Genomic DNA, 24,251 nt, shown 5'->3' on the forward strand with positions numbered 1-24,251 from the left:
GGGTCTCCCGCCCAGCGGGAGATTCGATTTCGGACCCCTCCGAGCGCTCCCTAGTGTCGTGGACGCGACGTGACGTGCCACACAGGCACTGTGTGCCGCGTCCCCCAGGCACCCCGAGGAGACCCGCGATGTCCGCGACCGATTCGATCCAGACCGACCAGTCCGCCGAGCCCACCTGGGATCACGAGGTGGATCTGCTGGTGGTCGGCAGCGGCGCAGGCGGTTTCACCGCCGCGCTGGCCGGCGCCGCCGAAGGACTGGACACCCTGCTCATCGAGAAGGCGGGTGTCTACGGTGGCGCCACGGCATTGTCCGGCGGCGGTGTGTGGGTACCGAACAACCCGCTGCTGATCCGCGAGGGCCTGGCCGACTCCCGCGAGGACGTCCGCCGCTACCTCGATGCGGTCCTCGGCGACCGGGTTCCGTCGGCGAACCTCGATGCCTTCATCGACGAGGGCCCCAAGACGCTCGCGTTCCTGGAGACGTCGAGCCGCCACATGCGATTCCAGTGGTGCACGGGCTACTCCGACTACCACCCCGAGCAGCCCGGCGGCCGTCCTGCGGGACGCACCATCGAGCCGCTGCCGGTCGACCTCAAGGAACTGGGCGCCGACCAGGATCTGCTGCGCCCGGCCGCGCTCGCGACCCCGCCCGGACTGTTCATCACGTCCAAGGACTTCGTGCAGCTCAACATGGTGATGCGGACGTGGAAGGCCCGGCGCACCGCGCTCAAGACCGGGTTCAATGCCGTCAAGGCGATCCTGCTGCGGCGCCACATGGACACCCTCGGCCGTGCCCTGATCGCCCGGCTCCGCCTGGCGCTCAAAGACGCCGGGGTGCCGCTGTGGCTGAACACGCCCATGCAATCCCTCGTGACGGATTCCTCGGGCGCCGTCATCGGACTGGTCGCCGAGCGCGGCGGCCGACCGGTGCGAATCCGGGCCCGCCACGGCGTGCTGCTCGCGACCGGCGGGTTCGAGTTCAACGACGACATGCGCAAGGCGAACCTGCCGGAAGGCGGCCGCGACAACTTCAGTGCCGCGTCGTCCGACAACACCGGCGACGGCATCATCGCGGGCCGGAACGTCGGCGCTGCAGTCGATCTCATGGACGACGCGTGGTGGATGCCGTCGTTCCAGCGGCCCGACGGCATCGTCCAGGTGATGGTCGCCGAGCGGTCCGTCCCGCGGTCGATCATCGTGGATCAGCACGGCAAGCGGTTCACCAACGAGGCCGCCCCGTACGTGACGTTCGTGCACGATCAGCTGGCCAGCGGTCACGAACCCACGTGGTTCGTCTTCGACGAGCGCGCCAAGAAGCGCTACCCGATCGGTGGCATCATGCCGGGCCGGAAGTTCCCCAAGGCGTGGATCGACGGCGGCCTGATCGCCGTCGCCGACACGATCGAGGAGCTGGCCCGCAAGATCGATGTCCCGGTCGCCGGACTCACCGAAACCCTCTCGCGTTTCAACGGATTCGCTCGAAACGGACGGGACAGCGACTTCCACCGCGGCGAGAGCGCGTACGACAACTACTACGGCGACCCGAGCCTGCCGCACCCCACGCTCGACGTCATCGACACCGCCCCGTACTACGCACTGCGGATGCGGGCCGGAGACCTGGGAACCAAGGGCGGACTCATGTACAACGAGAACGGTCAGGTCCTGCGCGCGGACGGCAGCGTCATCGACGGCCTGTACGCGACCGGTAACACGTCCGCCTCGGTCATGGGCAACGACTACGCCGGCGCGGGTGCCACCATCGGTCCCGCGATGGTCTTCGGCTACATCGGTGCCCGCCACGCCGCCCGCGGCAAGTGACGTCGCGTCTCGGAAGGAAGGTTGAACCCATGAGTGAGGATTCGAATATGCTGTCCGACAAGGTCGTTCTTGTCACCGGCGGTGCCCGCGGGCTCGGCGCGGCATTCGCCCGCCAGATCGTCGAAACCGGCGGCAAGGTGGTGATCGGCGACGTCCTCGACGACGACGGCCGCGCCACGGCCGCCGACCTCGGCGACGCCGCACGTTACGTCCACCTCGACGTCACGGATGCCGAAGGGTGGCGTGCTGCAGTCGAATTCACGCTCACCGAGTTCAGAACGCTGAACGGCCTGGTCAACAATGCGGGCATCTCCACGGGCCAGTACATCGAGCACGAACCGCTCGAGCACTTCCGGAAGGTCCTCGACATCAACCTGGTCGGCGTCTTCAACGGAATCCAGGCGGTCGTCGCGCCGATGCGCGCGGCCGGCGGCGGATCGATCGTGAACATCTCGTCCGCGGCCGGGCTCATGGGATTGGCCCTCACGGCCGGCTACGGCGCCTCCAAGTGGGGCGTGCGCGGGCTGTCGAAGATCGCCGCCGTCGAACTCGGGACGGACCGCATCCGCGTCAACTCGGTGCACCCCGGCATGACGTACACGCCGATGACCGCCGACATCGGGATCCAGCCGGGTGAGGGCAACTTCCCCAACACCCCGATGGGGCGCATGGGCGAGGCCGACGAGATCGCGGGCGCGGTGACGTATCTGCTCTCCGATGGGGCGTCGTACGTCACCGGCGCAGAGATCGCGGTGGACGGCGGCTGGACCACCGGTCCGACCGTGAATCGCGTCATGGGTCAATAGCGCCGTTCGGCAGAACCCCGGCCGTGGGTGCCCGCTTCGGGCAGCTAGCCCAGCCCATGGCCGGGGTTCGCCGCATCTCGGAACCCTTGACAAACTTCGTGATCTGTCTCACTGTCGAAACATGACGACGACGATGTCCGGCCAAGCGTCCTACGTCCCCCGCTCGGGTGAGTCCTGGCGCGACCCATGGGGGATGTATGCGGCCCTGCGCGACCACGATCCCGTGCACAACGTCGTGCCGGCCGACTCGCCCACGGACGATTTCTGGGTGCTCACCCGCCACGAGGACGTGTACGCGGCATCGCGGGACGCCGAGACCTTCTCGTCCGCCGAGGGGCTGACCATGACCTACGGCGAGCTCGACAAGATCGGGCTCCGGGACAATCCCCCGCTGGTGATGCTCGATCCGCCGGTGCACACCAACTTCCGCCGGCTGGTGGCGCGTGGCTTCACCCCGCGTCAGGTGGAGGCCGTCGAACCCGAGGTCCGCAGGTTCGTCGTCGAGCGACTCGAGGAACTGCGCGCCGCCGGCGAGGGCGACATCGTCACGGCCCTGTTCAAGCCGCTGCCCAGCATGGTGGTCGCCCACTACCTGGGTGTGCCGGCGGAGGATCGCGGCCAGTTCGACGGCTGGACCGACGCGATCGTCGCGGCCAACGCCACCGGCGATCCGCTCGAGGCGGCAACCGCGGTCGGCGACCTCATGGGCTACTTCGGCGGCCTCATCGAGCGCCGCCGAGCCGAGGCCGACGCAGGCAATTCCGGCGACGACACCATCTCGCATCTCGTCGCGGCCGGGATGGGCTCCGACGGCGACTTCGCGGGCATCCTGTCGATCCTCGGATTCGCGTTCACGATGGTCACCGGCGGCAATGACACCACCACCGGAATGCTCGGCGGCGCAGTGCAACTGCTCACGCAGCGCCGGGACCAGCGTCAGCTGCTGCTGGACGATCCGTCGCGCATCAACGTCGCCATCGAGGAACTCCTGCGACTGACGTCCCCCGTGCAGGGCCTGGCCCGCACCACCACCCGCGACGTCACCATCGACGACGTCCCCATTCCCGCGGGACGCAAGGTGCTGTTGGTGTACGGCTCCGCGAACCGTGATCCCCGCGTGTACGGCCCGGATTCCGAGGAACTCGACGTGCTGCGTAACCCGCGGCAGATCATGACCTTCAGCAACGGCAACCACCACTGCCTCGGTGCGGCGGCCGCCCGCATGCAGGCGCGGGTGGCGCTCGAGGAACTGCTCGCCCGATGCCCGGACTTCGAGGTCGACATCGACGGTGTCGAGTACGCCGCCGGCAACTACGTCCGCCGGCCCACCCACGTCCCGTTCCGAGCCGTCGGACGATGACCTCCGAAACCGTCGGGGCGCCCGGCACTTCCGGATCCTGGCTGCAGGACGAACGCAACGAGGCGGCGGCCGGGAAGATCCTCGACGCCGCCGCCGAGTTGTTCGTCGAACGCGGTGTCTCGGCAACGGGAATGGCCGAGGTCGCCAAGGCCGCCGGGTGTTCGCGCGCCACGCTGTACCGCTACTTCGAGAACCGTCGCGCGCTGCACCGGGCGTACGTCCACCGGGAGGCACGTCGACTCGGTGAGCAGATCGCCGCGAGGGTCGCACCCATCGACGACGCCCGGGCGCGGGTGACCGAGGCCGTCCTGCTGGCGATCGACGAGGTTCGCTCCACCCCGACACTGGCGGCGTGGTTCGGCCTCGGCGACGCCGGCCTCGCATCGGAACTGGCGAGCACGTCCGAGGTGATCGAAGTGATCGGCACCGCATTCCTCGCCGATGTCTGGCACAGCGATCACGCCGAAACCGTCCGCCGCGCACGCTGGTTGGTACGCGCCATCGTCTCGCTGCTGACGGTGCCCGGTGCCGACGCCGCGGACGAGCGGACGATGGTCGAGCAGTTCCTGGTGCCGGTGCTGATCGCGCCCGGGACGGCCGACCGTCCTACGCCGTGAAGAGCGGGATCGCGCCCGCACGGCGCGCGTAGACCGACCCGAACCGGGCGTCCAGGCGCACCCACGACGGGTGGGCGCGCACCCGGACCRGTTCGTCCTCGGCGATGCGGTCCAGTTCGGTGTCGGCGGTCGCGGCACCGCCGTCGGCCAGCGGCACGAATCCCATTCCGGTGAGCGCGAACACGGTGCGCATCGAGACGTCGACCCGGGCATCCCCGCCCTCGACCTCGAGAACCTTCTGCTCGAGCAGCGACGTGGGCGGGCCCTGCGCGCTGCCGTGCTCCTTCGCCAGCGCGGCGCCGCGCTGCGCCAGCCCGAGCAGGACCCGGGCGGGCACGTCGTCCACGTGCACGAATCCCGACTCGGGCGGCAACGCGCCGCGCCACGCCGAATCCATCGCGAAACCCGGGTCGATCTCCGCGCCTGCACCGGGCTCCGACAGCGCCCGCAGCAGGACGTCGGCACCCGCCGTCGTGTCCTGCGGACGAATCCCACCGGCCACGACTCGCGCCGCGATGGCATCGAATCCTGTTGCCGCCCAGACAGACAGCCTGCCGTCCGACCGCTGCCGCAACCGCACCACCGCGGCCTCGTCGAGACGCAGGGCGCGCCCGACGAACACCGCCAGATCGGCGCGATCCGCGGGGCCCGGAACCGTCAGAACGCGCTCACGCACGCTTCCAGCTCTCCAGGTACTCGCGCTCGGGGGCCGTCAGCCGACGCAACCGCTGGGTGCCGATGTCGAAGGCCGCGATCTGGGTGGACGCGACGATCGCCGGCGGCGTCGTGGGCGCGGCGCCCCCGGGCCGGACCTCGTACGCGATCGTGAAGTCGACGGCGCGGACCTGCTCGATCCACATCAACACGTCGAGCGGGCTGTCGTCGTGCCGGAGCTGTCCGCGGTAGCGCACGTGCAGGTCGGCGATCACCGCGCCGTCGCGCAGCGTCACCGTCGGCGAGTTGTCCTCGAACAGCCACGGGATCCGCGCCTCCTCGAGCAGCGTCACCATCCGCGCGTGGTTGATGTGCTGGAACGCGTCCATGTCGGACCAGCGCACGACCACCTTCGTGTGGAATCCGACGTGCGTGCCGACGACCGCGCCGTTCGATCCCACTTCCTGCGAAACGCTCAGTAATGACTCTCGCGACCCGCTCAACGTCCAACCTCCGATCGGGTGCCCACTCCCCGCACCATGCTGCGTACCTGACGCGCCGCCACCGAGAGCGTCGCGAGGTCCAGCGTTCCAGACTCGAAGATCTCCGCGAGCGCGGACCTCGCCCGCGCCAGTCGCGACGCGTTGGTCGACTCCCAGTAGTCGATCTTCTCCTGCGACGTCTCCGTCGGTTCACCGCCGACCAGCACCTCCAGCGTCAGCGAGCGCAGCGACCCGTACAGGTCGTCCCGCAGCGCGAGCCGCGCCAGCGAATGCCAGCGGTCGCCGCGCGCCAGATCGGAGACCGCCGTGAGCAACCAGTCGATGCCCAGGTGCGCGTCGAGCGAGTAGTACAGCTCGGCTACCTCCTCGCCGTCCCGCTCGCAGATGTCGGCGACGTCCATGATGTCCAACAGCGGATACAGGTCCAGCAGGCGGTACACCTCGAGTGCGAGATCCCGTGGTGCGCCGTCCGCGATGGCCGCCCGCGACCGCTTCTCGAGGTCCGTCACATGGTGTCCGCGCAGCCAACCGGGAACCTTCGGCGCCAGCCGTCGGTACCCGGTGGAGTAGCGGCTGATCTCGGCGCCGACCGCGATCGGCTGCGGCCGGCTCGACAGGAACCACCGCGATGCCCGGTCGAGCACCCGGCGCGACTGCAGCATCAGCACGTCCGAGACGGCCGACGGCATGTCGGCGACGCGGACCCGCTCCCACACGTCGTGCAGGCCGAAGATCTCGGTGACCGCCGCGTAGGCGCGGATCGCGTCCGTGCTCGACGCGCCGGCGTCCTCCGCCAGCCGGTAGGCGTAGGTGATGCCGCCGTTGTCGATCGCCTCGTTCGCGAGCATCGTCGCGACGATCTGCCGCCGCAGCGGGTGCGCGCGGATCGCCGAGTTGAACCGCTCACGCAGGGGCAGCGGGAAGTAGCCGGGCAGCCTGGACGCGAAGAAGTCGCTGTCCGGCAGTTCGGTCCCGAGCAGGTCCTGTTCGAACGCCAGCTTCACGTGCGCCATCACGGTCGCCAGCTCGGGTGACGTCAGGCCGGCGCCGGCCTGAGCCCGACGGTTGAACTCCGCCTCGGTGGGCAGCGCCTCGAGCTTCCGGTCGAGGCCGTGGTGCGAGATCAGGGTCGCGATCAGTCGACGGTGCACGCCGAGCGTCTGCGACGCACTGGCGCGGGACATACCCAGCTGGTTGTTCTGGGCGATGTTGTCCGCCAACACCAGTCGCGCCACGGCGTCGGTCATCGACTCGAGCAGAGGATCACGGTCGTCCTGCCCGAGAGCCCCGCTGCTGACCAGCGAGTCGAGCAGGATCTTGATGTTGACCTCGTGATCGGAGCAGTCGACCCCGGCCGAGTTGTCGATCGCGTCGGTATTGATCTTGCCGCCGTGCAAGGCGTACTCGATCCGACCGAGTTGCGTGACACCGAGATTGCCGCCCTCCCCGACCACGCGGGCCCGCAGGTCGGCTCCGTGCACCCGCACGGCGTCGTTGCTCTTGTCGCCCACCGCCGCGTCCGACTCGGACGCCGCCTTGACGTAGGTGCCGATACCGCCGTTCCACAGCAGATCCACCGGCGCGGTCAGAATCGCCTTCACCAGGTCGGGCGGTGCCATCGTGGTCACGTCGGCGTCGAGTCCGAGCGCCTCGCGCACCTGGGCACTGACGGGCACCGACTTCGCGGTGCGGGCGTAGACGCCACCGCCCTCGCTGATGAGAGCGGAATCGTAATCCGCCCACGACGACCGCGGCAGCGCGAACATCCGGCGCCGCTCGGCGAACGAGCGGGCCGCGTCCGGATCGGGATCGAGAAAGATGTGCCGGTGGTCGAACGCGGCCACCAGTCGGATGTGTTCGCTCAGCAGCATGCCGTTGCCGAACACGTCGCCGCTCATGTCACCGATCCCGACCACCGTGAAATCGTCTGCCGCAACGTCGAGTCCGAGTTCCCGGAAGTGCCGCTTGACGCTCTCCCACGCGCCGCGGGCGGTGATGCCCATCTCCTTGTGGTCGTAGCCGGCCGAGCCTCCCGACGCGAACGCGTCGCCGAGCCAGAAGCCGTAGCTCGCCGCAACGTCGTTGGCGATGTCGGAGAACGTGGCCGTCCCCTTGTCGGCCGCGACCACGAGGTACGTGTCGTCCTCGTCGCGCCGGACCACCCGCTGCGGCGGCACAACGGCGCCGCTCACGCGGTCGACGTTGTCGGTGACATCGAGCAGGCCCGAGATGAACGTCCGGTAGCAGGCGATGCCCTGATCGCGCACGGCCTGCCGGTCGACACCCGGATCACCCGTCGGCGCAACGGGTTGCTTGACGACGAACCCACCCTTCGCGCCGACGGGCACGATCACCGCGTTCTTGACCGCCTGGGCCTTGGCGAGGCCCAGGATCTCGGTGCGGAAGTCGTCTCGCCGGTCCGACCAGCGCAGGCCGCCGCGCGCGACGGGACCGAACCGCAGGTGGACGCCCTCGACCTCGGGCGAGTACACGAACACCTCGAATCGCGGCCTCGGCTTGGGCAGTTCCGAGATCCGACTCGGCTCGAACTTCAGGGACAGGAAGTCCCGCGGTGCGCCGTCGTCGCCGCGCACGAAGTGGTTGGTGCGCAGTGTCGCCTGCACCAGACCGAACAGCGCGCGAAGGATGCGGTCCACATCGAGACTCACCACCTCGCCGATCGTGGCCCGCAGGTCGCGCTCGAGGGCCTTGGCCTGCTTCGGGGATGCGGCCTCCGGGTCGAACAGGGCCTCGAACAGGTCGATCAACGACCGGGCGATCTCCGGGTGCGCCAGCACCACCGACTCGATGTGCACCTGGCTGTACGCGAACCCGGCCTGCCTCAGGTACTTCACGTACGCCCGCAGGACCGACACCTGATGCCAGTCGAGACCCGCCCGCAACACCAACTCGTTGAACCGATCCGCCTCACAGAGCCCGTGCCACACCGCGGTGAACGCCGCCGTGAAGCGTGACCGCAGCAGCTCCCCCGGGCCACCGTCACGGAGATCCTCGATCGAGTCGCGCAGCAACTCCGGAGGCACGGACAAGCCGAAGTCGTATATCCAGCAGTGCATCCCGTCCGGCCGCACGATCAGGTACGGCCGCTCGTCGAGGACCTCCACCCCGAGGCTGTGCAGCACCGGGAGCACGTGCGAGAGCGAGATGCCCTCGCCCGCGAGGTACAGCGCGAACTGCCACTGCCCCTCCGGCGCCGAACTGTCGTGATAGAGCCGCAGAGCGATCGCGTCGGGCTGCAGGGCGCAGAGCCGGCCGATATCGGCGATCGCTCGTCCCGCGTCGAAGTCCTCCTTGTAGCTCTCCGGAAGGATCGCGGCATACTGTTGCGCCAGAACAGGGTCCACCGACGGATCATCGGCGACCGCATCCGCGAAATGGTCGTCCCAGCTGCGGCTCGCCGCGGCCAGCAGGTTCTGGATCCGCAGCCGGTTCGCCTCCGACGTGTCGACCGGCGCGTGCGGGCGCCCGACCGGTTTGCGAATCGTCACGTGCAACAGGGCCAGATCGCCCTCGGTGACACGCGCGGTGTATTCGAGCGAGCCACCGCCCAGCTCGTCGAGCAGGATCTGCTGCATCGCCAGCCGCACCCGCGTCGTGTAGCGATCCCGCGGGAGATAGACGAGACACGAGACGAACCGGCCGAATCCGTCCTCCCGCATGAACAACCGGACCTGACGGCGAAGCCCGATGTTGAGCACCGCGGTGATCGTGTCGAGGAGCGTGTCGGTGTCGATCGAGAACAGTTCGGTGCGGGGGAACGACTGGACCACCTCGAGCATCGCCTGCCCCGAGAACGACCCCAGGTCGAACCCGGCCCGTTCGATCGCCGTCCGCACGCGCCGCGCGATCACCGGGATCTCGAGGACGTTCTCGTGCATCGCGGTCACCGTGAACACCCCCAGGAAGCGGTGTTCACCGACGATCGCGCCGTCGTCGGCGAGGATGCTGACCCCCACGAAGTACGGATACACCGAGCGGTGCACGGTCGCCGGCGCCGATCCCTGCGTCAGCACCAGCAATGGCCGATCCGGAATATCAGCCGCGAGAGGAAGATTGACGCGCTCGTCGGCGAGAACGTCCGACCGCAGCACGCCCAGGCCGCTGTCCGGCACCGACCGCTGGGCCCGTCCGCCGGCCGTGTCCCGCTCGCCCAGCTCGTAGCGCCGATACCCGAGCACCGCGTAGTGACCGTCGGCCAGCCAGCGCAACAGGTTCGCGCAGTCCTTCAGCTCGTCGGCCGACCGACCGGGCGGTGGGTCGCCCGCACGGACGTCGAGTTCGGTCGCGAGCACCAGCTGCAAGGCCCGCATCGATTCGGTGTCGGCCACCACCTGACTCACGTCCGAGAGGACGTCGCCGATGGACGCCTCGAGTGCGTCGAGCACCGCGCCCTCGGTCGCCGGATGCAGCTGCACATGCATCCACGACTCTTCCAGGCAGCCGGGAGACGGATCGTGGATCGACGCCGCCGGCAGGACCGCCTCCAGATCGCCGGCGGCGTCGCGGCGCACCTCGAAGATCGGGTGCACCACCTCGCTGATGGCCGCGTCGAGGCGGCCGACGAGGGCGGTGACGGACTCGACGAGCAGCGGCATGTCGTCGGTGACGATCTGCAGCGCCGCGCCGAGCCCGGTGCCGTCCGACGGACGGTGGACCCGAGTCACGGCCCACCCCGGTTTCCGGTGGCGGGCGAGCGTGACGTGCTCGCGCAGAATGGCGTCCGAACGACCGTTCAGGACGCTGTCGCCTTCACCGGCCGACGTGTGGCGGAAGTAGGCGGCCGCGAGATTCGGCAGACAGGCCCGCAACTCGGCGGGCAGTTCGAGAGACCAGTCGGAATCGGCAGAATCCGTCATTACGACGCTCCATCCCTGTTCGAGGTCACCACGGGTGGCTCACTGGCGAGCCTAACCGCGGTGACCCCGAGCGGGGTGGATCTCCCGTCCGACCGGGGTGTGCGAGGTCTTCGGTGCCGCTACGCGGGCGCCGCCGCCGGCAGGTAGCGACCCAGAACCGCGCGCTCGGGCTCGGTGAGCGGTCGCGACCGCTCGGCCCGGACATCGAACGCCACCATCAGGGCGTCACCGGATGCACACACGTTGCCGTCCGCGTCCTCGATGACGTGGCGCAGGGTGAACGACGACGTCCCCAGGTGCACCACCGACACCGTCACCCGGACCGTGCCGGAGGTGGCGGTGATGGGACGGAGGAACTCGGCGTCCATCTTGCGGACGACGGCCGCCCCGGGTGCGGCGTCCACGGACGCCGCACCCTCGGCCAGGAAGAGCGAACGCGCCTCCTGCAGGTACTCCACTATGCGGGTGTTGTTGACATGTCCGAGCCTGTCGGAGTCACCCCACCGCACCTGGATCTCGCAGCTGTAGACCAGGGACGGAGCGGACACGGGATCAGTCCCGGGTGAGCTTGCGGTGCGTGACGCGATGCGGACGGGCCGCGTCGGCGCCGAGGCGCGCAACCTTGTTCTCCTCGTAGGCCTCGAAGTTGCCCTCGAACCAGTACCAGGCGGCCTCGTTGTCGCCGAAGGCACCTTCCCACGCCAGGATGTGCGTGCAGGTCCGGTCCAGGAACCAACGGTCGTGGGAGATCACGACGGCACAGCCGGGGAACTCCTGCAGCGCGTTCTCGAGCGAGCTCAGGGTCTCGACGTCGAGGTCGTTGGTCGGCTCGTCGAGCAGGATCAGGTTGCCGCCCTCCTTGAGGGTCAGCGCCAGGTTCAGGCGGTTGCGCTCACCACCGGAGAGCACGCCCGCCGGCTTCTGCTGGTCCGGGCCCTTGAAACCGAACGCGCTGACGTAGGCACGCGACGGCATCTCGTTCTGGCCGACCTCGATGAAGTCGAGTCCGTCGGAGACGACCTCCCACACGTTCTTCGTCGGGTCGATGTTGGCGCGATTCTGGTCGACGTAGCTGAGCTTGACCGTCTCGCCGACCTTCACGGTGCCGGAATCCGGCTGCTCGAGCCCGACGATGGTCTTGAACAGCGTGGTCTTGCCGACGCCGTTGGGGCCGATCACACCGACGATGCCGTTGCGCGGCAGCGTGAACGAGAGGTCCTTGATGAGCAGACGGCCGTCGAAGCCCTTGTCGAGGTTCTCGACCTCGACCACCACGTTGCCGAGGCGCGGCGGGGTCGGGATCTGGATCTCCTCGAAGTCCAGCTTGCGGTGCTTCTCGGCCTCCGTGACCATCTCGTCGTAGCGGTCGAGGCGCGCCTTGTTCTTCGCCTGACGGGCCTTGGCGCCCGAGCGGACCCACGCGAGCTCGTCCTTGAGGCGCTTCTGCAGCTTCTGGTCCTTCTTGCCCTGGACCTCGAGACGGGCGGCCTTCTGCTCCAGGTAGGTGGAGTAGTTGCCCTCGTAACCGTGCAGGCGTCCGCGGTCGACCTCACAGATCCACTGCGCGACGTGATCGAGGAAGTAGCGATCGTGGGTGACCGCCAGGATGGCGCCGGGGTAGGCGGCCAGGTGCTGCTCGAGCCACAGGACCGACTCGGCGTCGAGGTGGTTGGTGGGCTCGTCGAGGAGCAGCAGGTCGGGCTTGCTCAGCAGCAGCTTGCACAGCGCGACGCGGCGCTTCTCACCACCCGAGAGGTGGGTGACGGGCTCGTCCGGCGGCGGGCAGCGCAGCGCGTCCATCGCCTGCTCGAGCTGCGAGTCGATCTCCCACGCATTGGCATGGTCGAGCTTCTCCTGAAGGGTGCCCATTTCCTCCATCAGCTCGTCCGAGTAGTCGGTGGCCATCAGCTCGGCGATCTCGTTGTACCGCTTGAGCTGCACCATCGTTTCGCCGAGACCCTCCTCGACGTTCTCGCGGACCGTCTTGGTCTCGTCGAGGTGCGGCTCCTGCATCAGGATGCCGACCGATGCGCCGGGCGCGAGGAAGGCCTCGCCGTTGCCCGGCTGGTCCAGCCCGGCCATGATCTTGAGGATGCTCGACTTACCGGCGCCGTTCGGGCCCACCACACCGATCTTGGCGCCCGGGTAGAAGCTCATGGTGACGTCATCGAGGATGACCTTGTCGCCATGCGCCTTGCGCACCTTTTTCATCGTGTAAATGAACTCAGCCACCCAAAGGCTCCAATCTGGAACGGAAATGCGCAGCTCACCGGCTGCGAGAACGTACGACTCGACCGCCAGCCTACCGCGCCCGCCCCGCGCCTCTCCCCGCGCGAGCGGTTTCGCGCGGGGAGAGCGGTACAGCCCTTCCCTGGTCAGAGCCGCTGGCGCACGAACGGCGTCGAATCGGGCAGCGACGCAGCCATCGTCCCGTCGTGGTTGGTCGGGTAGGTCATGTACGTCGCGTCGACACCGGCGAGTCGCAGATCGGCGATGAGCTTGAACGACAGCGGTGCCGGGACCACCGTGTCGAGCAGGCCCTGCGCGATGAACAGTGATCGGTCGTACCCGGTGGTCGGTACCGCGAGATACTCGGTGAGGGCCGCCCGGAACTCGGGGTCGCCGAGGGGACGGCTCAGCAGTGCTCCGACGGATATTCCCTTCACCTTCTCGGCCTGCGCCTCGTAGCAGAGGTTCTCGGCAGCATCCACGATCTCTCGTCCCGCCGGAGTCAGGTAGCTGTTCACGTCGGCCTCCGGCATGGTCGCGCGCATACCGGCGAGGATGTAGCTCGTGAACACCGTCAGCCCGTCGAGCCCGAGATCCGGGATCCACGGCCCGCCGAACGGGAAGACATTCTCGAGGTTCGACGGCGCACCCGTGGTGACCGCGCCTCGGTAGTCGAGTTCGGGCGCGTAGCGGGTCGCCTGGTTCGCGGTGAACAGTGCGGCGTGGCCGCCCTGGGACTGACCGATCGCCATCCACCGCGACGACAGTTCGGGCACCACCGCGCGGCCGGCGCGGACCATGTCGATCACGGCGGTCGCCTCGGAGTCGCCCTCGAGGTACGGGTGCACACCGGGCGTGCCGAGCCCGATGTAGTCCGTGGCGACGATCGCATACCCCTGGGAGAGCCAATGCCCCAGATAGTTCGCGTCGCGGGCCGACCGCGGATTCCGCGACGGCGCGCACGCGTCCCCCAGACCGACGGTGCCGTGCGCCCACGAGAGCACCGGCCAGCCGCCCGCCGGTGCCGCACCCGCCGGCACGAAGACCACCCCGGAACTCGGCGCGGGATGCCCCGCGGCGTCCCGCGTCGAGTAGGTGATCCGGTAGGCGGCCGAGGTGCCGGGCAGCCCGAGCTCGGGCGGCAGCGCCTCCACCGTCTGCACGCTCCCAGGCTCCTGTCCGGCGGGCAGACCGCCGGCGGATGCTGTGGTCGGAGCAAACGTCACCGCGGCCACCACCGCGAGCAACGCCAACGTTCGGCCTGGCTTCCCCCGTGTCCTGCAGCCCATCGAACCCTCCCGTGTGGTCGCCGTCACTCGATACCGATCCGCAATCACCTTCGCAGACAACGACACCCGACCACCCCCGAACCGCGCGATTCCCACGTCCGCTATCCGGCGAGCGCGGGTACCGCATCGTCGACGTCGCGCTGCCCGTCGTCCGGGACCTCCTCCGCCTCGTCGGGCTGCGCGGTCGACTCGTCGGCCCCGCCGGACCCTGCCGGACCGCGCGAGCGCCACGACCGGTCGAGCTTGGCGGTGCAGCGGGCCAGGTCCGGTCCGATCGAGGTGGCRCGCATCTCGAGGTCGGAGCGCGGCTCCCCGTCCCGCGTCTTGTACTCGTTGGTGCGCAGCTCGCCGTGCGCGATGATCGGGTCGCCCTTCATGAGCGACGCCCCCACCCCCTGCACGAGCCTGCGCCAGCAGCTCACAGTCAAGTACAGCGTCCCGCCGTCGGTCCATTCCCCCGTCTCGCGGTCACGCCGGCGAACGTTGCTCGCCATCCGGAAGCTCATGACCTCTTCACCGGACGTGGTCTCCCGCTTGACCGGGTCGGTGATCACGGTGCCCACCACCGTGCCGTGTGTCTCGTACATCGACTTCCCCCTCGCGAATCCGTCCTCGTGGCGTCCCCGAAACGGCGAACGCACCGCCCGATCGGGACGGTGCGTTCGACGATGCCGTGGATTCGAGCCCTGATCCGGGTCGGGGCGAATCTGTGGACGAACCGAAGTCGTGTCCACAACCCCGCGCGGGAGCGGCCTTCGCCGGCGGTTCGTGTCGTGCCGGTGTGCTACAGACCGGCCTCCCGGTCACGGCGGGCCAATTCGGCGAACATCGCGTTGTGCGCGGCCAGGTCGGCGTCGTCGTCGCGGTCGGCGGCCCGGTCGACCCGCTTGGCGGTCTTCTGATCGCTGCGCGACCACTGCACCAGCAGCGCGAGCATGACGAGCACCAGCGGGACCTCGCCGGTGGCCCACGCGATGGAACCGCCCAGTTGCTGATCCTTGAGCAGGTCGGCGTTCCAGCCGAGACCCAGCGAGCGGTAGAACGTCGCACCCATGACCTCGCCCATGCTCATCAGTGCGATGCCGAAGAACGCGTGGAACGGCAGCGATCCGAACACCATCGCCAGCTTGGTGATGGGCTGCAGCTGCCGCGGCGACGGATCGACGCCGATGACGACCCAGTAGAACAGGTACCCGCTGAGGATGAAGTGCACGTTCATCAGCAGGTGCGCGGTGTGGCTGTCGACGTTCGCACCGAAGATGCCACCGAGGTACAGCGCGTAGAAGCCGCCGACGAACAGCACCGACGCGATGATCGGCTGGGTGAGGAACCGCGAGATCGGGCTGTGCAGGAACGCGAGCAGCCACTCCCGGGGCCCCGGCACGCCGTCCTTGCCGGCCGGTCGCATCGCCCGCAGCGCGAGGGTGAACGGGCCACCGAGCACCAGCAGGACGGGCGCGAGCATCGACAGTGCCATGTGCGCGCCCATGTGGACGCTGAACATCGCGGGGGCGTACCGCCCGACACCGGACGAGGTCCCGATCAGCAGCACGGCGCAGCCGCACATCCACGCGATCGTGCGACCGACGGGCCAGCTGTCGCCGCGCTTGCGCAGCGTGCGCAGCCCGACGATGTAGAGCACCGCGAGGATGATCGCGGCGGTGCCGAAGACCAGGTCGAAGCGCCAGTCCAGGACGAATCGCGCGAAGGTCGGCGGGCCGTCGAGGTTGTAGCCGATCTCCACCTCGGTGAGCGTCGGCAGAGAGGCCGGGGGCGGCGGCGGGGTGCGGCCCAGGCCGACCGCGATGCCGATCGTCGCGGCGAACACGAGTGCCTCGGCGCCCGCGAACCGGATGAGCGCGCCGCGGGATTCCGGGTCGGCGGCGAGCGCCGGCAGGGCCCGTCGTCGCTGCATCCACCCGAACACGCCGAGCAGGACCAGCGCGACGACCTTGGCGACGATGAGGCGGCCGTACGTGGTGGTGAACAGGTCGTCGATGGGCAGACGCACGAGCGCGTTGATCACACCGCTCAGTGCCATCGCGACGAAGCAGATGGTCGCCACGAACGAGAACCGGCGCGCCGCGACGTCGGTGTAGGCCCCGCGACGACGGGCGTGCGCGAGGAGCGCGAACAGGCCGCCGGCCCAGAACGCCGCCCCGACGAGGTGCCAGATCAGGCTGTTGGTCGCGACGTCGTGCGAACCGCCGGACGACGAGTGTCCGGTGAGTGCCAGCGGCATCATCGTCGCGACGCTGAGCGCCAACAGGAAGGGCGTCCACGACCAGCGCAGCACGATCCGCGACAGCACCGCCAGCACGACGGCGAGGATCGCGGTCCACTGCCACGCGACGGCGGTCTCGACCTGCCCGATCGCGGAGAACAGGTTGGCCGGCTTCACCGCCTCCGAGAACGGCTGGCCCGACGTGTCCGACAGGGTCAGCGGCACCAGGATCGCGGAGCACAGCGCCCACACGAATGCCGCGGCCGAGGCGGTCCGGACCGCGCGGTAGCCGTCGACGTCGAGGACACCCGACTTCTGGGGCGGCACCATGAACGCCGCGAACAGCAGCGATCCGACCGCGATGACGGCGGCGACCTCGCTGGCCGCGCGCAGCGCGGGTAGGCCGTACGTGGTGAACGGTCCCGGGTCGGGGATGCCCATCAATACCAGCGCCTGGGACGCGGACAGCGCCACGACCAGCGCGGCGACGACCCCGGCGAGGACACCGCTGACCGCGTAGATGACGCTGGATCCTGCTCGGGGGTGACTGACGGGAGCGTGGTCGGACTGCTCGCGCAGGGGTGTTGCCATACCGACAAGGGTAGGACCTACGACAATCTGTCGGACTTACCCCTCACCCGAGTCGCGGGCGCGCGCGACTCCGGCGCTCCGGGCGACGGTCGTCAGCATTTCCCCGAGCGTGGCGATCGTGTGCGCCGAGAGGAAGTGGTCGCAATGTGGCAACGCCGCCGCCATCGGGCCTGCGGCCGGCTCGAATCCTGGTGCCGCCGCACGAGGATTGAGCCACACCACCCGGTGGGCCCGCCGCCGGATCCGGGCTACGGCCCGGGCCAGATCGGCAGGCTCGTCGCTGTCCCAGCCGTCCGACGCGACGATCACGACGGCACCGCGCAGCGCACTTCCGTGTGGCGAGGACAACAGTGCCGCGAGGCTGCCGGCGATGTGTGTTCCCCCGAACCTGTCGACGACGCGCTCGCTGGCACGCGCGACGGCCACGTCCGCGCTGCGGTGCGCGAGGACGGGCGTCAGCCGGGTCAGGTGGGTGGAGAACGCGAACACCTCCGCGTTGCCCCGCACCACCGCGGCCCGCATCAGGTGCACGTACACATCGGCGTAGCCGTGCATCGATCGGCTCACGTCGCACAGCAGGACGATCCGCCTGGGTCGCTCGCGCGGTCGGCACCGGACCAGGCGGACGGGCTCGAAGCCGGTGCCGCGGGCCCGGCGGATCGTGGCGCGCAGATCGACCCGGCCGTGCCGGTGCGGTTCGCGGCGGCGGCTCGGCCGGCGGGGCCAGTTCGGCTCGATCTGTTCGAGCCAACGCCCCAGCAGTCGCAGATCGTCGTCGCGCAGCTGTCCGAACGGTTCGTCGGCGATCGCCTCGAGCGGGCTCGGCAGCCGCAGCGTCACCGCCGTCGCCCCGTCGTCCGCGCTCCGATCCGGCACCGGGGCGGCGGCGTCGTCGAGGGTCGCCCACGGCGGCGCGGCACGCCGTCGGGGCCCGGCCGACGCTCCCCCGTCGCCGGACCTTCCGTCGGCGCGTGTCCGGCTCGTGTTCGAGGCCGACGCCCGCGCGGCCGGGTCGAGCGCGAGTACCGCGTCGTCGAACACCGCCGCGAACACCGCGTCGAACCGCTCGATGTCGCTGTGCCGGCCGACCAGGCTGACCCGTGCGGTCCAGTACAGCCGGCGCCGGTCGGTGGGCGGCAGCACCCGCAGCGCCTCGGTGAACCGGGCGGCGCCGCTCGCCGAGACGTCGACGCCGGCGCGGCGGGCGCGGGTGACGAGCGCGACGGCGAACGCGGCCAGATCGATGCCGCGCAGCAGTGCCGCCGACCCGGTCACGTCCGTCGTGATCGCAGGATCGTGAAGACCACGACGGCTGCGACGACCGCGACGATCCACGGCAGCGCGCGCCGGGCCGTCGACCCGCCGGCCAGCTCGATCAGGTCGATGGGCTGCACCTCCGGTGGCGCTGCCGAACCGACCGGCATCGGTATCGGCACGACGTCGTTCGGGGCGGCCGGCTCCGCGCTGTCGGATGSGAGCTTGTCCTCGAGCGACGCCGCGAACTGCCCCATCAGCTTCTCCGACACCTGCGCGATCATGCCGCTGCCGAACTGGGCCAGCTTGCCGACGATCTTCATGTCGGTGTCGACGGTGACGCGGGTGGCGCCGCCGTCCTCGTGGAGGCGGGCCGTGATCGTCGCCGCCGCGTTGCCGCTGCCGCGCTTCTCCCTGCCGCGCGCATCGATCACCGCGGTGTGCGACTGCTCGTCCTTCGAGGCGAACGACGCCCGCCCGGCGAACTCGCTCGTCACCGGACCGACCTTGATCTTCACGGTGCCCAGGTAGTCGTCGCCCTCCCGTCCGGTCATCGTCGCGCCGGRCAGCAGCGGCGCGATGCCCTCGAGATCGGTGAGGACCTCCCACGCCCGGTCGATCGGTGCATCGACGGTGAACTCGTCTGCGATCTTCATGCTGGTCCTCTCGGTCCTGTCGGTCCTGTCGGTCCTGTCGGTCCTGTCGGTCCTGTCGGTGCTGTCGGTGCTGTCGGTGCTGTCACTGGGTTGTCCGGCCGGCCACGTACTCGCCGACCGCCTCGGCCAGCGCGACGCGGTCGTCGGGGGTCTTCGCGATCGCCCCGAGACTCGCGAGGGCGGCGGTCGGCGCCAGGTCGGCCGCCCCGAGCGCCGCGAGCGCGGACACCCAGTCGATGGCCTCCGCGATCCCGGGCGCCTTGTCGAGGTCGAGGGACCGGGCCGACGCCACGAAATCGGTGACGTCGGCGATCAGAGCGGTGTCGGCGCCCGGCACGGTGCGGCGCAGGATCGCGGCGGCCCGCGCGGGCGCCGGGTAGTCGATCCAGTGATAGAGACAGCGGCGGCGCAGCGCGTCGTGCAGGTCTCGACTGCGGTTGGACGTCAGGACCACGGTGGGCGACTGCTCGGCGACGAACGTACCCAGTTCGGGGACGGTGACCGAGGATTCGCCGAGAAACTCGAGCAGCAGCGCCTCGAATTCGTCGTCGGCACGGTCGATCTCGTCGATCAGTAGGACCGGCGGGAGCGGACCGCGGTGTCGGACGCACCGCAGGATCGGACGCTCCTGCAGGAACTGCTCGGTGAACAGGTCCGCCTCCTGCAGCCGCTCCCCGTGCGCCTCCGACAGCCGCACCGCGAGCAACTGACGCTGGTAGTTCCAGTCGTACAGGGCCTCGTCGGCACCGAGACCCTCGTAGCACTGGAGTCGCACCAGCGGGGTGCCCAGCGCGGCGGCGAGCGCCTTGGCCGCCGTCGTCTTACCGACCCCCGGCTCGCCCTCGAGCAGCAGCGGTCGACCCAGGCGCAGCGCGAGGTACAGCGCCGTCGCGGTGCCCTCGTCGAGCAGGTAGTCCTGCGCGTCGAACCGCCGCGTCAGATCCTCGATGTCCGCGAATCCGGGGGCGGCTGCAGCGATCACGACGCGTCCCGGTCCTGGTCGAGCAGTGCGCGGTAACCGTCCCACGTGTCGACGTCGAGGGGGATCCTGCCCTCGGCCGGGATCTCGAACGTGTCGGCAGCTTCCCGGTCGAAGAGCTTCCACACAGCCTTGTCGCCGTACAGCTCGGCGATGTCACCGAACACGCTGCGCCCCAACCACAGTGGATGTCCCGGGCCGTCGGAGTAGCGGCACATGCCGAGGTTCTCGAGCCGCCCCTGCGCCACCAGCGCGCGCACGGTCGCCGGCGTGACACCGGGCTGATCGCCGAGCATCAGCACGATCCCGGACGCCAGCGGCTCGACCTCCGTCAGGGCCGCCTTCACCGATGCCGAGCATCCACTGCCCGAGTCGGGGCAGTGCACGATCGTGCAGCCGCGCAGGTCGACGAGGTCCTCGATCGCGTCCGCCGAGCCGGGCACGGTCACCAGCAACTGCTGGAACCGGCACGCGCGCGCGACGGCGAGAGTGGCGTCGAGCAGCGTCGCGCCGCGGTACGGCAGCAGTTGCTTCGGCCGCCCCAGACGCCGCGACCCGCCGGCCGCCAGGACGAGTCCGGTCACGAACATCGCGCACGCTCCTTCTCATAGGTGCGGCGGCAGCCGGGCGCACAGAACCAGTAGTCCTCGCCGTCGATCTGCAGGTGCGGCGTGTCGTCGACGACGGTGACGGTCATGCCGCACACCGGGTCGATCACGGTCAACGCGGCCCCGATCTCCCCCGCGACCGTCTCCTCTGCCTCGTAACGACTTCCGATGGGAAGCTGCTCGACGCGGATCGCCCGCACCAGCTCGGCGAGAATCGACAGTGCGATCTCGCCGGCAGTGCGGGCACCGATCGGCAGCCCCGCGGGCGTGTGCACGACGGCACGTTGCTCGGGATCCAGGTCCAGTTCGGCGACGACCGCGGCGCCCCGCACCCGGCCGGCAACGAGCCCGATGTACCCGGCACCGGCGTCGAGCGCCTCCCGGATCGCCGTCGGCTCGTCCCCGCCGAGGCTCGCCACGATCACTGCGGTCTCGTCCTCGACGGGCTCGGCACCGCGTCGGACGTCCAGGCCGAGGCGGCCGGCCAGGTCCGCGACGGCGTCGGCCACCGGTGTCGCGCCGACCACCCGCACGATCGGGGCGGGCAGGCACGGCTCGAGGAAGATCTCCATCGCGCCACCGGACAGACACGGATTGACGACGACACTCGCGCCGGGCGCCTCCGGGTAGTCGACCCCGCCGTCGGGCAGGATCCGCAGCAGCAGGCTCTCGCCCGATTCGAGGACGTCGGCCGCCGCACCGCGCACCGAGTTCTGGGCGCAGTGCCCGCCGACGAAGCCCTCGATCGTGCCGTCCCCCAACACGATCGCACGGTCACCCGGCGACGCCGACGTCGGCTGCTGCGCGCGGACCACCGTCGCGCGCACGAACGGACGCCGCTCGCCCGTCAGCTGCGCGGCGCGCGCACTCAGGTCCATCGCACTCTCCTGTCAGATCGGCGGGGTCGCTCGACCCTGCATCGCCTCCCACACCCGCGACGGTGTCAGCGGCATGTCGGCGTGCCGCACCCCGAACGGCTTCAACGCGTCGACGACGGCATTGACGACGGCCGGCGGCGACCCCACGGTCGCGCTCTCCCCGATCCCCTTGGCCCCGATCGGGTGGTGCGGCGACGGGGTGACGGTGAAGCCGGTCTCGAGGTGCGGCACCTCCAGCGCGGTGGGGATGAGGTAGTCCATCAGCGAGCCGCCCAGGCAGTTGCCGTCCTCGTCGAACGCGATGATCTCCATCAGTGCCATGCCGATCCCGTCGGTGATGCCGCCGTGCACCTGCCCCTCGATGATCATCGGGTTGATGCGGGTGCCGCAGTCGTCGACCGCGAGGAAGCGGCGCACCTTCACCACGCCGGTGCCCGGATCGATGTCGACCACGCAGAAGTACGCGCCGTACGGGTAGGTGAGATTCTCCGGGTTGTAACAGATCTGGGCCTCGAGACCGCCCTCGACGCCGTCCGGCAGATCCCCCGCGCCGTACGAGCGCATCGCGATGTCCTGGATCGTCACGRCCGCCGAGGGATCGCCCTTGACGTGGAAGTTGCCCTTCTCCCATTCGAGGTCCGAGACGGACACCTCGAGCATGCCCGACGCGATGATCCGCGCCTTGTCGCGCACCTTGCGCGACACCAGCGCGGCCGCGGCGCCGGACACCGGGGTGGACCGACTGCCGTACGTGCCGAGCCCGAACGGGGTGTTGTCGGTGTCGCCGTGCACCACGTCGACGTCCTCGGGCGGGATGCCGAGCTCCTCGGCGACGATCTGCGCGAACGTGGTTTCGTGCCCCTGCCCCTGGGTCTGCACCGAGATCCGGACCACGGCCTTGCCGGTGGGGTGCACGGTCAACTCGCAGCCGTCGGCCATGCCCAGTCCGAGGATGTCCATGTCCTTGCGCGGGCCGGCGCCGACGGCCTCGGTGAAGAACGACATCCCGATGCCCATCAGCTCACCGCGTTCACTCTTCTCGGCCTGCTCGCGGCGCAGGGCGTCGTACCCGATCATGTCCATGGCCTTGCGCATCGTGGTGGCGTAGTCGCCGGAGTCGTACTTCCACCCCGTCTTGCTGGTGTACGGGAACTGTTCGGGCCGAAGCAGATTCCGCAGCCGCAGCTCCGCCGGATCCATGTCGAGGTCGTATGCGAGGCAGTCGACCAGGCGCTCCACCAGGTACACCGCCTCGGTGATCCGGAACGAGCACGCGTAGGCCACCCCGCCCGGCGCCTTGTTGGTGTAGACCGCCGTCATCGTGCAGTACGCGGCCTCGAGGTCGTAGCTGCCGGTGAACACCCCGAAAAAGCCGGCCGGGTACTTCACCGGCGCCGCGGTGCCGTTGAACGCGCCGTGGTCGGCGAGGACGTCGGTGCGGATCGCGAGGATCTTGCCCTCGCTCGTCGCGGCGATCTCCCCGACCATGATGTAGTCGCGGGCGAAGCCGGTGCTGGTGAGGTTCTCGCTGCGGTCCTCCATCCACTTGACGGGCTTGCCGGTGAGCAGCGACCCGACGATCGCGCACACGTATCCCGGATAGATCGGAACCTTGTTGCCGAACCCGCCGCCGATGTCGGGGGAGATGACGCGGATCTTGTGTTCGGGCAGTCCCGCCACCAGCGCGTACAGCGTGCGGTGCGCGTGCGGCGCCTGGCTCGTGGACCACAGCGTCAGCTTGCCGTCCACCGCGTCGTAGTCGGCGACGGCGCCGCACGTCTCCATCGGGGCCGGATGGACCCGCGGGTAGACGATCTCCTGGCGCACCACGACGTCTGCCTTCGCGAACGCCGCCTCGGTGGCGTCCGCGTCCCCTGTTTCCCAATCGAAACAGTGGTTGTCGGTCTTGCCGTCGAGGTCGGTGCGGATCACCGGGGCGTCGGGCTCGAGGGCGCGCCGCGCGTCGATCACCGGATCGAGAATCTCGTACTCGACGTCGATCAACTCCAGCGCGTCGCGGGCGGAGTAGCGGTCCTCGGCGACGACGAACGCCACCTCCTGGCCCTGGAACCGGACCTTGTCGGTGGCGAGGACGGCCTGCACGTCGTTCGACAGCGTCGGCATCCACGCCAGGCTCTTCTCGGCGAGGTCCGCACCGGTCACCACCGCCGCCACCTTCGGGTGCGCCTGCGCCGCGGTCGTGTCGATGCGCACGACGCGGGCGTGCGCGACCGGCGAGCGGAGGATCGCCAGATGCAGCATGCCGGGCAGTTGGACGTCGTCGACGTAGTGGCCCCGGCCCCGGATGAACCGCGGATCCTCCTTGCGGAGCATCCGGCCGTGCCCGCACGGCTTCTCGTCGTTCGCGACGCGGTCCGGGTCCAACTCGGCCGGTTCGTCCAGCGTGGTCACGACGCGCCTCCCGTCGTCACGGTGTCGGTCGTCGTCCCGCCGTGCTCGGCCGCCCACCGGACCGACCGGACGATGGTCGTGTAGCCGGTGCAGCGGCAGATCTGGCCGGAGATGGCCTCGCGGATGGTCGCCTCGTCGGGGTCCGGATCGCGGTCGAGCAGGGCGCGGGCGGTGATCATCATGCCGGGGGTGCAGAATCCGCACTGCAGTCCGTGGCACTGCATGAACCCCTCCTGCACGGGATCGAGCACCCCGTCGTTCGCGAGACCCTCGACGGTGCGGACGTCCCGGCCGCCGGCCATCACGGCGAGCATCGTGCACGACTTCACCGGCTCGCCGTCGACCGAGACCACGCACGTGCCGCAGTTGCTGGTGTCGCAGCCCCAGTGGGTTCCGGTGAGCCCCAGGCGGTCCCGTAGGAAATGGACCAGGAGCATCCGCGGCTCGATGTCCTCGGCGACCTCGGTGCCGTTGACCGTCATCGTCACCTGCAT

Annotated in this window: 19 protein-coding genes; 4 read left to right on the forward strand and 15 right to left on the reverse strand. The window is 69.7% G+C overall.

Features of this window, described 5'->3' with window-relative positions; all coding sequences use genetic code 11:
* Positions 1-128: 128 nt before the first annotated feature.
* The 4 genes from AB4Z09_RS10380 to AB4Z09_RS10395 all read left to right on the forward strand — a co-directional run bounded on the left by AB4Z09_RS10380 (position 129) and on the right by AB4Z09_RS10395 (position 4,603).
* Complete coding sequence (locus AB4Z09_RS10380) at positions 129-1,820, forward strand: FAD-binding protein (protein ID WP_442239658.1); 1,692 nt, start codon at positions 129-131, stop codon at positions 1,818-1,820.
* A gap of 29 nt (positions 1,821-1,849) precedes the next feature.
* Positions 1,850-2,626 (forward strand): SDR family oxidoreductase, encoded by a 777-nt coding sequence (locus tag AB4Z09_RS10385; protein ID WP_442239659.1) that lies wholly within the window; start codon positions 1,850-1,852, stop codon positions 2,624-2,626.
* A gap of 121 nt (positions 2,627-2,747) precedes the next feature.
* Positions 2,748-3,986, forward strand: a complete 1,239-nt coding sequence (locus AB4Z09_RS10390; protein ID WP_114719012.1) for a cytochrome P450 — start codon at positions 2,748-2,750, stop codon at positions 3,984-3,986.
* Positions 3,983-4,603, forward strand: a complete 621-nt coding sequence (locus tag AB4Z09_RS10395) for a TetR/AcrR family transcriptional regulator (protein ID WP_114719011.1) — start codon at positions 3,983-3,985, stop codon at positions 4,601-4,603. The genes AB4Z09_RS10390 and AB4Z09_RS10395 overlap by 4 nt, the downstream gene beginning before the upstream one ends.
* Here AB4Z09_RS10395 and AB4Z09_RS10400 read toward each other — a convergent pair.
* The 15 genes from AB4Z09_RS10400 to AB4Z09_RS10470 all read right to left on the reverse strand — a co-directional run bounded on the left by AB4Z09_RS10400 (position 4,593) and on the right by AB4Z09_RS10470 (position 24,251).
* Complete coding sequence (locus AB4Z09_RS10400) at positions 4,593-5,279, reverse strand: hypothetical protein (RefSeq protein ID WP_442239660.1); 687 nt, start codon at positions 5,277-5,279, stop codon at positions 4,593-4,595. The two genes, AB4Z09_RS10395 and AB4Z09_RS10400, sit on opposite strands and share 11 nt — an antisense overlap.
* Positions 5,272-5,718, reverse strand: coding sequence for an acyl-CoA thioesterase (locus AB4Z09_RS10405; protein WP_302675458.1), 447 nt, complete (start codon positions 5,716-5,718; stop codon positions 5,272-5,274). The genes AB4Z09_RS10400 and AB4Z09_RS10405 overlap by 8 nt, the downstream gene beginning before the upstream one ends.
* Positions 5,719-5,756: 38 nt before the next feature.
* A complete protein-coding gene (locus AB4Z09_RS10410; protein ID WP_442239661.1) occupies positions 5,757-10,637 on the reverse strand; it encodes an NAD-glutamate dehydrogenase in 4,881 nt (1,626 codons plus the stop codon).
* Positions 10,638-10,756: 119 nt separating this feature from the next.
* A complete protein-coding gene (locus AB4Z09_RS10415) occupies positions 10,757-11,185 on the reverse strand; it encodes an acyl-CoA thioesterase (protein ID WP_114719008.1) in 429 nt (142 codons plus the stop codon).
* Positions 11,186-11,189: 4 nt separating this feature from the next.
* Positions 11,190-12,869 carry an energy-dependent translational throttle protein EttA gene (gene ettA / locus AB4Z09_RS10420; protein WP_114719374.1) on the reverse strand — a complete coding sequence of 560 codons (1,680 nt, stop codon included), beginning with the start codon at positions 12,867-12,869 and terminating at the stop codon, positions 11,190-11,192.
* A gap of 143 nt (positions 12,870-13,012) precedes the next feature.
* Positions 13,013-14,155 (reverse strand): alpha/beta hydrolase family protein, encoded by a 1,143-nt coding sequence (locus AB4Z09_RS10425; RefSeq protein WP_114724115.1) that lies wholly within the window; start codon positions 14,153-14,155, stop codon positions 13,013-13,015.
* 101 nt (positions 14,156-14,256) lie between these two features.
* Positions 14,257-14,742, reverse strand: coding sequence for a single-stranded DNA-binding protein (gene ssb / locus AB4Z09_RS10430; protein ID WP_114724114.1), 486 nt, complete (start codon positions 14,740-14,742; stop codon positions 14,257-14,259).
* A gap of 197 nt (positions 14,743-14,939) precedes the next feature.
* Positions 14,940-16,970, reverse strand: coding sequence for a cytochrome c oxidase assembly protein (locus AB4Z09_RS10435; protein ID WP_114724104.1), 2,031 nt, complete (start codon positions 16,968-16,970; stop codon positions 14,940-14,942).
* 36 nt (positions 16,971-17,006) lie between these two features.
* Entirely contained in the window at positions 17,007-18,245 is a 1,239-nt protein-coding gene (locus AB4Z09_RS10440) for a vWA domain-containing protein (protein ID WP_442239662.1), read from the reverse strand.
* Complete coding sequence (locus AB4Z09_RS10445) at positions 18,242-18,880, reverse strand: SRPBCC family protein (RefSeq protein WP_442239663.1); 639 nt, start codon at positions 18,878-18,880, stop codon at positions 18,242-18,244. Before AB4Z09_RS10445 ends, AB4Z09_RS10440 begins: the two co-directional genes overlap by 4 nt.
* 82 nt (positions 18,881-18,962) lie before the next feature.
* Positions 18,963-19,862 carry an AAA family ATPase gene (locus AB4Z09_RS10450; protein ID WP_429519339.1) on the reverse strand — a complete coding sequence of 300 codons (900 nt, stop codon included), beginning with the start codon at positions 19,860-19,862 and terminating at the stop codon, positions 18,963-18,965.
* Entirely contained in the window at positions 19,859-20,449 is a 591-nt protein-coding gene (locus AB4Z09_RS10455; protein ID WP_174911498.1) for a nucleotidyltransferase family protein, read from the reverse strand. Before AB4Z09_RS10455 ends, AB4Z09_RS10450 begins: the two co-directional genes overlap by 4 nt.
* Positions 20,440-21,345: an XdhC family protein gene (locus tag AB4Z09_RS10460; protein WP_174911501.1), complete on the reverse strand. Its 906-nt coding sequence runs from the start codon at positions 21,343-21,345 to the stop codon at positions 20,440-20,442. The genes AB4Z09_RS10455 and AB4Z09_RS10460 overlap by 10 nt, the downstream gene beginning before the upstream one ends.
* Positions 21,346-21,357: 12 nt before the next feature.
* The gene (locus tag AB4Z09_RS10465; protein WP_442239664.1) at positions 21,358-23,757 is read right to left on the reverse strand and encodes an aerobic carbon-monoxide dehydrogenase large subunit; all 2,400 of its coding nucleotides are present in this window, start codon (positions 23,755-23,757) and stop codon (positions 21,358-21,360) included.
* The gene (locus tag AB4Z09_RS10470) at positions 23,754-24,251 is read right to left on the reverse strand and encodes a (2Fe-2S)-binding protein (RefSeq protein ID WP_114724098.1); all 498 of its coding nucleotides are present in this window, start codon (positions 24,249-24,251) and stop codon (positions 23,754-23,756) included. The genes AB4Z09_RS10465 and AB4Z09_RS10470 overlap by 4 nt, the downstream gene beginning before the upstream one ends.

It is taken from the genome of Rhodococcus sp. TAF43 (genome assembly GCF_052113525.1).
GTDB lineage: Bacteria > Actinomycetota > Actinomycetes > Mycobacteriales > Mycobacteriaceae > Prescottella.